We start from the raw sequence: 11,724 nt of genomic DNA, 5'->3' as shown, positions 1-11,724 counted from the left end.
CATGTGGCTAGGACACATACTGCGCCGCGGACTTGCCCGCGACCCCGACGCCCTCGCCCTGCGGGACACCCGGCGCGACGTCAGCTGGCGACGGCTGCACCGGGACGTGGAGGCATTGACGTCCCGGCTGCGGCTCGGCGGGGTGCCGGGCAGCCGCGTCCTCGTACTGAGCGGCAACCGGGTCGAGGTCCTCGAGACCTATCTGGCCTGCGCCGCCGCCGGCCTGGTGGCCGTGCCGGTCAACCCGGCGCTCACCGACCCGGAGATCAGCGCGATCGTGGAGTCCGCGGAGCCTGCCGCCGCGGTGGCCGATGCCGCCGGCCTGGACCGGCTCGGCGGGCTCTTTCCCGGGCTGCCGCTGACGGACATCGCCGAGGTCGCCGAGCTCCCGGACCCCGAGGCCGGTTCCACCGCTGACGAGGGCAGCGGACTGACCGACCCGGTCATGATCCTGCACACCTCCGCGACGACCGGCCGGGCCAAGGGCGTCATCGTCGACCAGCGCTCGTTGCAGATCAACGCACTGTCCTGGCTGGCGGACGTACGCCCGGAGCCGGGCACAGCATTCCTCAACGCGGGTCCACTGTTCCACGGCAGCGTGGTGATCGCTCTCGACTATCTCGCGGCGGGCGGCACGGTCTGCGTCCTGGACCGCTTCACTCCGCAGGGCTGCCTGGCCGCACTGCAGCGGTGGGAGATCGGCCACGCCTTCCTCGTTCCCTCCATGGTCCGACTGCTCCTCGACGCGAAGGGCCTGGCCACCACGGACCTCGGTGCGCTGCGGCTGCTGCTGCACGGGGCGGCTCCGATGCCCGAGGAACTGGCGCGCGAGGCGCACGAGCGGCTCGGCACCGAACTCCAGACGATCTTCGGGATCACGGAGGGCGGTGGCCCGGTGATCTCCCTGGCCCCGCACAGCGTGGTCGGCGAGCCTCCGGTCCCCGGCGCGGTCTGCGTCGGGCGGCCGATGCTCGGCGCCGCACTGCGGATCGCCGACAACGAGGGCCGTGAGGTCCCGGCGGGGACCATCGGCGAGCTCCAGGTGACCGGCGACGGTCTGATGCAGGGCTACTGGAAGCGCCCGGAGGCCACCGCCGAAGTGCTGAGCGACGGCTGGCTCAACACCCACGACCTCGGCTGCGTGGACGAATCGGGCCTTGTGTGGGTGGTCGACCGGCGCAATGACCTGATTTTGCGCGGCGGGCAGAACGTCTACCCGGCCGAGATCGAGCACGTACTGCGGCAGTCCCCGCAGGTCGCCGATGTAATCGTGGTGCCACTGCCGTCGAAGACCTGGGGTCAGACCCCGGTCGCCTTCGTACAGCCCGTGTCGCCGGAGCAGTTCGACGAGTCCGCGCTGCTCGGCCTGTGCATCGACGGGCTCGCCGCCTACAAGCGGCCCAGCCACTTCCTGCCGCTGGAGAGCATCCCGCGCAACCCGGCCGGCAAGGCACTCCGGCCCCAACTGCGGGAGCTGGCCCGTCGGATCGTCATCGAGAGGGAGGACAACCCGTGACCACGACCGACTTCACCCGGCCGGATGTTCTGACGGCGCTGGCCGGCGAGTGGGCTGTCCCGGTGCACGGCGACGCCGTCATCCAGTGGGACTACGACCGGCGCAACGACAAGATGGTCCGCCTGTACAAGCAGGGCAAGCAGCGCCAGTGGGACATGGACGAACGCCTCGACTGGGACCACGAGGTGGATCCGGACGACCCGCTCGGCCTGCCGGACGACTTCATATCCATCGCGGGGTCCAAGCTCTGGGACCGGCTGCCGGAGAGCGAACGGCGCATCATCCGCCGGCACAGCAGCGGCTGGCTGTACTCGCAATTCCTCCATTCCGAGCAGGCCGCCCTCATCGCGGTGGGCAAGATCCTCCTCACCGTGAGCGACCTGGACTCCAAGCTGTACGCGGCCACCCAGCTGATGGACGAGGCGCGCCATGTCGAGGGGTTCAACCGCTTCCTGCACACCAAGATCGGTCTGCGGTACGGGCTCTCCGCGTCGATCGCCGCGATGTTCGAGCAGGCCATGCGGGAGCCCCGCTGGGACTTTGGTGTGCTGGCAGCCCACATCCTCGTCGAGAACATGGGCCTGGCCACCTTCGGAGTGCACCGCGAGCGGCTGCGGAACCCGCTGGCCCGTGCGTTCAGCGCCTATGTGGCCCGTGACGAGGCCCGCCATGTGGCCTTCGGCCGGCTTCTGCTGCGCGAGTACTATCCGCAGCTGAGCGAGTCGGAGCTGAAGGAGCGCGAGGACTTCGTCGTCGAGGGCTGCTGGGCGCTGCGCGACCGGTATGTCGACGACGACATCTGGAACACCCTCGGCTACGGCGAGGAGGCCATCAAGGCGTCCCGCCGCTCGCCCGCCAAGCGGGAGTTCCGCCGGCTCGTCTTCATGCGGATCGTGCCGGGCCTCAAGGAGATCGGCATGTTCGGCCCGCGCGTACAGGAAGCGCTGCGGAAGATGGGTGTCCTCGGCTTCCAGGACGTGGACGAGGTCGCGCTGCGTGAACTGGACGACAAGGCTGCCGTCGACGCGCTGACACAGAGCGAAATGGAGTCCCGCCGCCGCGACATCGGCTCGGTCATCGAGCTGGGCCGCTCGGCCGCACCCGACGGCACCTCCGTCACCCCCTGAACCAGGTCCGCCCCGCGCCGCGGGTACTCCCCCGGCCCCGGCGCGGCGGCGGACCTGCCCCGTCCCCTCGCGGGTTCCCCCTCTCGCCCCGGACACCGCGTCCCAGCCCCTTGGACCAGCGGAGAAGCCACCATGCTCGAAACCACCCCGCCCCCTGCCCGGCCCGTCCGGCTGCGCGGCCTGGCGGCGCCCGACGCCGACACCGGCGGCCGCCGAATGCTGGCCGGCCTGGCCGACGGGACCGTGCCCGACCCGCCGGCCGCGCACACCCTGGCGCTGCCGCCCGCAACCTCCTGGCTGCCGGGCCTGATCACCTGTGAGACACAGTTCGACGACGCGCTCACACTCACTCCCGGAGTGGTCTTCGGCGGCTGGATCGCCTGCCTCGTCGACCACTTCGCCGGTCTTGTCATGCTGTCGGCGATACCGGACCGGGCGGGCTTCCTGACCGCCGGGCTCTCCGTCGACTACCACGCACCGCTGGTGCCCGGACCCGTATCGATCGAGTCCGAACTGACCAGCTGCTCCAGTCGGCGCGCGGTCGCCGAGGTGCGCTTCGTGCAGGACGGGCGGCGGACGTGCACGGGCACCGTCGAGCAGATCATCCACCGTACGGGGAGCGACGATGCGTGAGACCGAACTGGCTCCGGAGCACCTGGACTTCAGAAATCTGGTACGCGACTTCGTGGAGCGGGAGATCGTCCCCTTCCATGCCGAGTGGGAGCGCGCCGGCCTGGTCGACCGCGAGGTGTGGCGCGCTGCCGGAAAGCTCGGGCTGCTCGGTATCGACGTACCCGACGAGTACGGCGGCGGGGGTGTCCGCGACTTCCGCTACCAGGCGATCCTCAGCGAGGAGATCATGCGGGTCGGCGCGACCGGAGTCGGCTTCGCGCTCCACAACGACGTGGTCGCCCCGTATCTGCTGGAGCTCGCCACCGACGAGCAGAAGCAGCGCTGGCTGCCCGGCTTCTGTTCGGGCGACCTGATCAGCGCCATCGCGATGACCGAGCCGGAGGCCGGCAGCGATCTGCAGGCCATCCGCACCACCGCCCGTCGGGACGGCGACGACTACGTGCTCAACGGCGCCAAGACGTTCATCACCAACGGCATCCACGCCGACCTGGTGATCGTGGTGGCCAGGACCGGGCCCGGCCGGGGCTCGCGGGGTCTGAGCCTGCTGGTGGCCGAGCGCGGCATGCCGGGGTTCGAGCGAGGCCGCAAGCTGGAGAAGATCGGCATGGCCGCGCAGGACACCGCGGAGCTGTTCTTCGACAACGTCCGGGTGCCGGCCGCCAATCTGCTCGGCCGGCCCGGCCGTGGCTTCCTGTATCTGGCCAACAACCTGCCGCAGGAACGGCTCGGCATCGCCGCGTACGCGGTCGCCGCCGCGGAGACCGCGTTCGCACAGACCCTGGAGTACTGCAGAGGTCGCAGCGCGTTCGGGCAGCCGATCGGCGGCTTCCAGCACATCCGCTTCGAACTCGCCGAGATGGCGACGGAGTTGGATGTTGCCCGCACCTATGTCGACCGGGCCGTCGCCGAACACAACGCGGGCCGGCTGGACGCGGTGAGCGCCGCCAAGGCCAAGTGGTGGGCCACCGATGTCCAGCGGCGCGTCCTGGACCGGTGCGTACAGCTGCACGGCGGCTACGGCTACATGCGCGAGACCCCTGTGGCCAGGGCCTTCGTCGACAACCGCGTGCACCCGATCTACGGCGGCACCAACGAAATCATGAAGGAGATCATCGGGCGCGACCTCGGCGTCTAGGGCACGTCTGGGGCCGTGACCGGCCATGTTTGCCCGACGAGGCAGAGCCTGCCGGGAGGGGCGCCAGGGCCTGACCGGACATCCACGCACCGCCGCTGTGCGATCCCACCCGCTGCACCGGCGCCGCCGGACTCCTCGTGGACCGGGTCCCGCCCGCTTCCGGGACACCCGCCGGTGCGGATCGGCCCGACCGCCCCCGACCGCTGCCTGACTGATCTGCCCTCCGACACGCAGAAGGACGACTGAACGATGACGGCAATGACACAGCGATGGACCACCCCGATCGGGGTGGCGGTGACCCGCCTGTCCGAGCCTCTGGCCCCTGCCGCGGCCGATGCGGAACTGGCCCGGCTGGAGAGCACGCTCGACTCACGGCGGGGTCTGCTGATGTCGGGGCGCTCCGAGCAGCCCGGCCGCTACCGTCCGTACGACCTCGGCCATGCCGACCCGCCGGTGGAGGTGACCGCCGTCCAGGACCGGGTGTACGTGCGCGCGCTCAACGAGCGCGGGCGGGTACTGCTGCCTGCCCTCGCCGACGTCCTGCTCCCGCACGGGGCACGGTGGGACACCGAGGCGGGTCTCGTCACCGCGGACATCGGCGGCAGCCGGAATCCGGTCACGGAGGAGGAGCGGACCCGCCGCCCCTCCGTTCTCAATGTGCTGCGCACGGTCGTCACCGGTTTCGCAGGCCCGGACGACGCGCTGTGGGGGCTGTACGGGGCGTTCGGCTACGACCTCGTTCTGCGGTTCGACCCCGTACCGCTTCACCAGGACCGCGACCCGTACGACCGCACCATGGTGCTGCACCTCCCGGACAGGATCCTGGAGATCGACCGCCGGCGCGGCACTGCCGTGCGGCACAGCTACGAGTTCTCGTACGCGGGCCGCTCCACCGCTGGTCTCGACCGCGCCACACCCGCCGCCCCGTACAGCCGGCCGGTCGAGCCCACCACCTACCGCGACCACGCGCCCGGCGAGTACGCCCAGCTGGTCCGTCTCGCGCAGCAGCGCTTCCACGACGGCGAGATGTTCGAGGCGGTCCCCGGCCAGAGCTTCCACCGCGCCGGCGGCTCGGCACCCTCCGACATCTTCCGCAGGCTCCGCACACGCAACCCCGCGCCCTACGGGCTGCTGATGAACCTGGCGGAGGGCGAGCACCTCGTCGGGGCGTCTCCCGAGATGTTCGTCCGGGTCGACCCGGATGCCGCCACCGTCGAGTCGTGCCCGATCAGTGGCACCGTCGCGCGCGGCCGGACCCCCCTGGAGGACGCCGAGCAGATCCGTGCTCTGCTCGGCTCCCGCAAGGAGGAGTCGGAGCTGACGATGTGCACCGACGTGGACCGCAATGACAAGGCCCGTGTCTGTGTGCCGGGCAGCGTGGAGGTGCTGGCCCGCCGCCAGATCGAGCTTTACTCCACGCTCATCCACACCGTCGACCATGTGAGCGGCCGACTGCGTACCGACCGCGACGCACTGGACGCGTTCCTCACTCACATGTGGGCCGTCACCGTCACCGGGGCGCCCAAGCGCGCCGCCATCGCCTTCATCGAGGAGAACGAGCGCAGCCCGCGCCGCTGGTACGGCGGGGCGGTCGGCCGGATCGGCTTCGACGGCGCTCTGGACACCGCGCTCACGCTGCGCACCATCCAGATCCGGGACGGCGTCGCCACCGTACGGGCGGGGGCCACACTGCTGTACGACTCCGACCCGGAGGCGGAGGAGCGCGAGACGGTACTCAAGGCATTCGCACTGCTCGACGCGGTGGAGAACGCATCGGCCGGGGTGCGGCCCGGGTCCGTGACCCCGGCGGCGCGGACGCCGCGGGCCCCCGCCGCCGGCACCGACCCCGACACCGGTCGGCCGCGCCGGGTGCTGCTCGTCGACCACCAGGACTCCTTCGTCCATACGCTCGCCGACTACTTCCGGCAGACCGGAGCCGAGGTCGTCACTTACCGCACCGGCTTCCCGCCAAAGCTGCTCGACACGATCGCCCCCGACCTGCTCGTGCTCTCGCCGGGTCCCGGCCGCCCTGCGGACTTCGGAATGTCCTCACTGCTCGATGCGGCGCTGGTCCGCAGGCTGCCGGTCTTCGGTGTCTGCCTGGGCCTGCAGGGCCTGGTGGAGCACTTCGGGGGGACGCTCGGCAGACTTTCGCTGCCCGTGCACGGCAAGCCCTCGCCCATCGATGTGGTCGACGGCGGCGGCACCGTGTTCAAGAATCTGCCCGCGCGTATCCGTGCCGGGCGCTACCACTCCCTGTGCGCCGACCCTGGCACGCTGCCCGATGGGTTCGAGGTGACGGCGCGTGCCCCGGACGGAACGGTGATGGGCATCGAGCACCGTGAACTGCCCATAGCGGCGGTGCAGTTCCATCCCGAGTCGATCATGACGACGGAGGAGGGCGCCGGCCACACGCTGATCGCCAACGCGGTCGCCGGCCTCACACGCACCACCTCGGCCCTCCGCACCGGCGCGGGGAGCCTGCGATGACCGAGCAGCAGGCCGCCGTGCCGGAAGAACCGGAAGCGACGACGCGGCAGGCCACCGCGCCGCAGAAACCGGAAGCAACAGCGCAGGAAGCCACCACGCCGCAGAAACCGGAACGAGAGACGGTAGCGTCGGCGGGGACGGCGCAGGAGACTGCGGCAAGAGCGGACGCGGAGCAGAAAGCCGCCCCGCGGGGCGACTCCTACCGCGTCGCCGGTCGGCCCACCCGCGACATCCCCCGCTCCCCCTTCACCCGCAACGCCCGTCTCGCCTCGCTTCCGCTCGGCTTCGCCGGCCGTTCCGCACTGCGGGTCGGCAAGCGTCTCCTCGGCCGGCCCGGCGACCTCATCACCGGCGAACTCCAGCGTCGCACCGGTCAGCACCTCTTCCGCGTCCTCGGTGAACTCAAGGGCGGCGCGATGAAGTTCGGGCAAATGCTGTCGGTGTTCGAGGCGGCACTGCCCCCCGAGGTCATCGACCCCTACAGGGCAGCCCTGACCATGCTTCAGGAGGCGGCACCTGCGCTGCCCGCCGCACGCGTCCATGCCGTGCTCGCCGCCGAACTGGGGAAGGACTGGCGCGACCGGTTCACCTCCTTCGACGACAACCCCGCGGCCGCCGCCTCCATCGGCCAGGTGCACAGGGCGGTGTGGACGGACGGCCGTCCGGTGGCGGTGAAGATCCAGTATCCGGGTGCCGGTGAGGCGCTGCTGGGCGACTACACCCAACTCGGCCGCCTGATAAAGCTGTTCTCCATCATCGCCCCCGGCCTGGACGTCGAGCCGATGCTGGCCGAGCTGCGGGAGCGGGTCGCCGAGGAGCTGGACTACCGCCTGGAGGCGGCGGCCCAGCAGACGTTCGCCGACGCCTACCGCGGCGACAAGGAGGTCCTGGTCCCCGAGGTGGTGGCCTTCACCGAGCGGGTGCTCGTCACCGAATGGATGGAGGGCACCCCCCTCGCCACCGTCATCCAAGAGGGATCGCAGGACGAGCGCGACGACGCCGGGCTCAAGTACACCCGCTTTCTGTTCTCCGGGCCCCGACGCGCCGGGCACCTGCATGCCGACCCGCACCCGGGGAACTTCCGGATGCTCGACGACGGCCGGCTCGGCGTCATCGACTTCGGGGCAGTCAAACACCTGCCGGACGGATTCCCGGCCGCCCTCGGCACCTTGAACCGGCTGGCCGGCCGGGGCGACTGGGCCGCGGCTCGTGATCTCCTCGTCAAAGAGGGCTTCATCAGGCCCGGCGACCCGCTCGACGACGCGGCGCTCGGCTCTCTCCTGCTGCCCATCGCGACCCCGTCGCGGGACGAGACATACCGCTTCACCCGCACCTGGCTTCGCGAAGAAGTGGTGCAGGCGGTCGACCTGCGTGAGGGCGGCCTGCTGCGCCGCTTCAACTTGCCGCCGTCGTACGTCCTGGTGAACCGCGTCGTCGGCGCGGCCACGGCGGTGCTGTGCCAGCTGGAGTGCGAGATCCCGTTCCGCGCCGAGGCCCTGCGCTGGCTGCCCGGGTTCGCCGACCCCGAGATCTGACCCCACGCTTTCTGCTCTGCTCGGGGGCATGCCCGCACGACGCCGCCATCCGGTCAAGGGGCGCATCTGTCAGCATTCCATTGCCGAGTGGTGGCCTCGTTGTCACGCGGGAGACCGGGATCACGGCTCGACCGGACGAGGCCGGTGGCGATGGGTACAGCCGATGCCCCACCGAAGCAGGTGTGCGGGCTCCTGCCACAGGTCCGTCCGCGTGTTCACAGCGGCTTCGGCTCCTCCGTCCCGCGGCCGTCCACGAACGTGGCCACGCCCTCGATGTCACCGATGCGCAACGTACTGACGCGCCGCGGATCGTCCCCCGGCACCATCATGTCGGCGCGCGCTTGCATACCCCCGCGCAGCTTCCCGCCGGATCAGGCAGACGCCACTCGCGTGCAGTAAGGCGTTACCCGTTCGCAGCTCATCGCCGTCCCGTCCGGCAGGATCGGAGACGAGGAAGGAATCGGGCGGCGAGCGCTCCGCACTCCGGGCGCCAGGCGTGCGGCAGAGAGGACCCACCGGCGCCGTCGGGCGCCACTGCCGCACCAAAGGGTCTATTTCGAGTGGCAGCCCGACGGTGGACAGCTGAGACTGAGGCGACGGTTCATGAACCGGACAAAACGTTCCGACCTCATGACTTCCGGACTACTCGCTCCGGCCATCGAAAGACGCGAGTACAGGGCGCCGACCGTAACGGCCAACAGCGCTCGAAAGTTTCTCAAGGAGCGCACATGGAGGAGAATTCCGTCGAAGTCCTGACGCCCGGGCCGGATGAATCCGCGATCGACGAGCGCGGGTACACCGGCCCGAAGAACGGCATCGAGAAGGACCTCGCCGAGGTGCTGGCTGACGTCATGTGCGTCGAACGGGTGTCGGTCGACAGCCACTTCTTCGATGACCTCGGCGCCAACTCGTTGGTGATGGCCCAATTCTGCGCACGAGTCAGGAAGCGGACAGAAATCCCATCAGCATCGATGAAGGACATCTACCGGTACCCGACGATTCGAAGCCTGGCGACGGGGCTCGCGGACGCCGCGCCCGCCCCTGCCGAGTCGTCGGTTCCGGCACCGACCGAAGTGGTGACCCCAGCCGGCACGGTGCAGTACGCCCTCTGCGGAACGCTGCAGTTCCTGCTTTTCCTGGGATATTCCTTCCTCGTCGGAATCGTTGCCGACCGAGGCTATGAATGGGTCTCCGCCGGCTCGGATGCGATCGGCATCTACCTGCGATCATTCGTCTTCGGCGGCGTCGGCTTCGTCGTTCTGTGCACCTTCCCGATCGTGGCCAAATGGCTCCTCGTCGGCCGGTGGAAATCGCGCGAGTTCCCGGTCTGGGGTCTGACGTATCTGCGCTTCTGGACCGTCAAGGTGCTGATCCACGCGAACCCGATGATTTTCTTCGTCGGAAATCCCCTGTACGTGCTGTACCTGCGAGCCCTGGGCGCACGGATCGGCAAGGGGGTCACCATCCTCTCCCGCAGTGTTCCGGCCTGCCCCGACCTGCTCACGATCGGCGCCGACACGGTGATCCGCAAAGACTCGTTCTTCCTCTGCTACCGGGCGCACGCCGGGCGTATCCAGACCGGCCGGGTCACCCTTGGCCGGGACGTGTTCATCGGCGAGAAGACCGTGCTCGACATCGACACGTCGATGGGCGACGGGGCGCAACTCGGCCATACGTCCACGCTGTACAGCGGCCAGGTAGTCCCGGACGGCCAGCGCTGGCACGGATCCCCGGCACAGCTCACGGAGCATGACTACCTGAGGGTCGCACCGGCCAAGTGCGGCACTCTGCGCCGGGCCGGCTTCGGCCTCATCACCGTGCTTCAGCTGTTCTTCCTCTACGTGCCGCTGACTGTCGGGGGCGCGTACATGCTGGTGACCCTGGTTCCGGCGGTCCACGACCGGCTGGGCCCGGGCGCGGCAGGGTTCACATCGCCGGATCTCTACATCGACGCGCTGATCCTTTCGTCCGTGCTGTTCTTCGGATTCGTCGTCGTGGGCCTGGCCGTATTGTTCACCGTTCCGCGCCTGCTGAACCTGGTCATCGAGCCGGACAAGGTCTATCCGCTGTACGGGTTTCATTACTCGATACACCGGGCGATCGGGCGCATGACCAACGTAAAGTTCTTCAAATGGCTGTTCGGCGACAGCTCCTACATCGTCCACTTTTTGCGCGGCCTCGGATACGACTTGTCCCGGGTCGAGCAGACCGGGTCGAACTTCGGCACGGAAGTGCAGCACGAGACCCCGTATCTGTGCTCTGTCGGCAGCGGAACGATGGTCGCTGACGGGCTCTCCATCGTCAACGCCGACTTCTCGAGCACGTCCTTCCGGGTGTCCCGGGCCTCGATCGGGCCGCACAACTTCCTCGGGAACAACATCGCCTTTCCCTCCGGGGCCAGGACAGGCGAGAACTGCCTCCTCGCGACGAAGGTGATGATTCCGCTCGACGGCAAGGTACGCGAGGGGGTGGGCCTGCTCGGCTCGCCGTGCTTCGAGATTCCCCGGTCGGTTGAGCGCGACTCCCGGTTCGACCATCTCCGGAACGGCGACGCGCTGCGTCGCAACCTCGCCGCGAAGAACCGCTACAACATCCGCTCGATGATCTTCTTCCTGCTCGTGCGGTGGCTGCACTTCTTTGTGCTCACCCTGGTCGGCCTGGCGAACGCCGAACTGTACGACTCCTACGGGCAGGTGCTGATCGCCGTGTTCCTGGTGTTCAGCCTTGGGTTCACCGCTGTCTACTTCGTCCTCGTGGAGCGCGGCATCGCGGCATTCCGCGCGCTGCGACCGCGGTTGTGTTCCATCTACGACCCGTATTTCTGGTGGCACGAGCGCCTCTGGAAGGTGCCTGACACGTACCTCGAAGTCTTCAACGGCACCCCGTTCAAGAACGTGATCTGGCGGATGCTGGGGGTTCGGCTCGGCAGCAGGGTCTTCGATGACGGCTGCTATCTGACGGAGCGGACCTTGACCACCATCGGGAACGACTGCACGCTCAATGCGGGTAGCAAGATCCAGTGTCATTCGCAGGAGGACGGCACCTTCAAGTCCGATCACAGCACCATCGATGCCGGCTGCACCCTCGGTGTGGGAGCCCACGTCCACTACGGCGTGACGATGGGCGACGGCGCGGTGCTCGCCCCCGACTCCTTTCTCATGAAAGGCGAGGAAGTCCCACAGCACGCACGCTGGGGAGGAAACCCCGCCACGGAAATGAGAGATGCCCCCTATCAGCCCGAGGCACTGACGCGGAAGCGGTAGCGGTGCCGACCTTGTCGGCGCTGAA

General features: G+C 69.2%; 8 protein-coding genes. 7 read left to right on the top strand and 1 reads right to left on the bottom strand.

Annotated elements, in window-relative coordinates:
- Position 1 precedes the first annotated feature (1 nt).
- The 6 genes from ACZ3IC_RS28370 (at position 2) to ACZ3IC_RS28345 (ending at position 8,436) form a co-directional block, all read left to right on the top strand.
- A complete protein-coding gene (locus tag ACZ3IC_RS28370) occupies positions 2-1,516 on the top strand; it encodes a class I adenylate-forming enzyme family protein (RefSeq protein WP_467420650.1) in 1,515 nt (504 codons plus the stop codon).
- Complete coding sequence (locus ACZ3IC_RS28365; protein ID WP_467420648.1) at positions 1,513-2,643, top strand: ferritin-like domain-containing protein; 1,131 nt, start codon at positions 1,513-1,515, stop codon at positions 2,641-2,643. Before ACZ3IC_RS28370 ends, ACZ3IC_RS28365 begins: the two co-directional genes overlap by 4 nt.
- A 132-nt stretch (positions 2,644-2,775) precedes the next feature.
- Complete coding sequence (locus ACZ3IC_RS28360) at positions 2,776-3,276, top strand: PaaI family thioesterase (protein ID WP_467420645.1); 501 nt, start codon at positions 2,776-2,778, stop codon at positions 3,274-3,276.
- Positions 3,269-4,411 carry an acyl-CoA dehydrogenase family protein gene (locus tag ACZ3IC_RS28355; RefSeq protein WP_467420644.1) on the top strand — a complete coding sequence of 381 codons (1,143 nt, stop codon included), beginning with the start codon at positions 3,269-3,271 and terminating at the stop codon, positions 4,409-4,411. The genes ACZ3IC_RS28360 and ACZ3IC_RS28355 overlap by 8 nt, the downstream gene beginning before the upstream one ends.
- A gap of 249 nt (positions 4,412-4,660) precedes the next feature.
- Complete coding sequence (locus ACZ3IC_RS28350; protein ID WP_467420642.1) at positions 4,661-6,901, top strand: anthranilate synthase component I; 2,241 nt, start codon at positions 4,661-4,663, stop codon at positions 6,899-6,901.
- Positions 6,898-8,436 (top strand): ABC1 kinase family protein, encoded by a 1,539-nt coding sequence (locus ACZ3IC_RS28345; RefSeq protein WP_467420639.1) that lies wholly within the window; start codon positions 6,898-6,900, stop codon positions 8,434-8,436. Before ACZ3IC_RS28350 ends, ACZ3IC_RS28345 begins: the two co-directional genes overlap by 4 nt.
- Positions 8,437-8,651: 215 nt before the next feature.
- Here ACZ3IC_RS28345 and ACZ3IC_RS28340 read toward each other — a convergent pair whose 3' ends face one another.
- Positions 8,652-8,783 (bottom strand): hypothetical protein, encoded by a 132-nt coding sequence (locus tag ACZ3IC_RS28340; protein ID WP_467420698.1) that lies wholly within the window; start codon positions 8,781-8,783, stop codon positions 8,652-8,654.
- A 381-nt stretch (positions 8,784-9,164) separates the two neighbouring features.
- On the opposite strand from ACZ3IC_RS28340, the gene ACZ3IC_RS28335 reads away from it, so the two are divergent.
- Entirely contained in the window at positions 9,165-11,699 is a 2,535-nt protein-coding gene (locus tag ACZ3IC_RS28335; RefSeq protein WP_467420637.1) for a Pls/PosA family non-ribosomal peptide synthetase, read from the top strand.
- Positions 11,700-11,724: the final 25 nt, after the last annotated feature.

This window comes from Streptomyces sp. NPDC002958, assembly GCF_055563255.1.
The sequence above is the reverse complement of the archived record's forward strand: the minus strand, read 5'-3'. Positions and strand labels throughout refer to the sequence as shown.

Bases quoted from the DNA above. Each gene is read 5' to 3' on its own strand.
- ACZ3IC_RS28340 (WP_467420698.1), bottom strand. From the start codon at position 8,783: ATGCAAGCGCGCGCCGACATGATGGTGCCGGGGGACGATCCGCGGCGC.
- ACZ3IC_RS28370 (WP_467420650.1), top strand. From the start codon at position 2: ATGTGGCTAGGACACATACTGCGCCGCGGACTTGCCCGCGACCCCGAC.
- ACZ3IC_RS28350 (WP_467420642.1), top strand. From the start codon at position 4,661: ATGACGGCAATGACACAGCGATGGACCACCCCGATCGGGGTGGCGGTG.
- ACZ3IC_RS28345 (WP_467420639.1), top strand. From the start codon at position 6,898: ATGACCGAGCAGCAGGCCGCCGTGCCGGAAGAACCGGAAGCGACGACG.
- ACZ3IC_RS28335 (WP_467420637.1), top strand. From the start codon at position 9,165: ATGGAGGAGAATTCCGTCGAAGTCCTGACGCCCGGGCCGGATGAATCC.
- ACZ3IC_RS28360 (WP_467420645.1), top strand. From the start codon at position 2,776: ATGCTCGAAACCACCCCGCCCCCTGCCCGGCCCGTCCGGCTGCGCGGC.
- ACZ3IC_RS28355 (WP_467420644.1), top strand. From the start codon at position 3,269: ATGCGTGAGACCGAACTGGCTCCGGAGCACCTGGACTTCAGAAATCTG.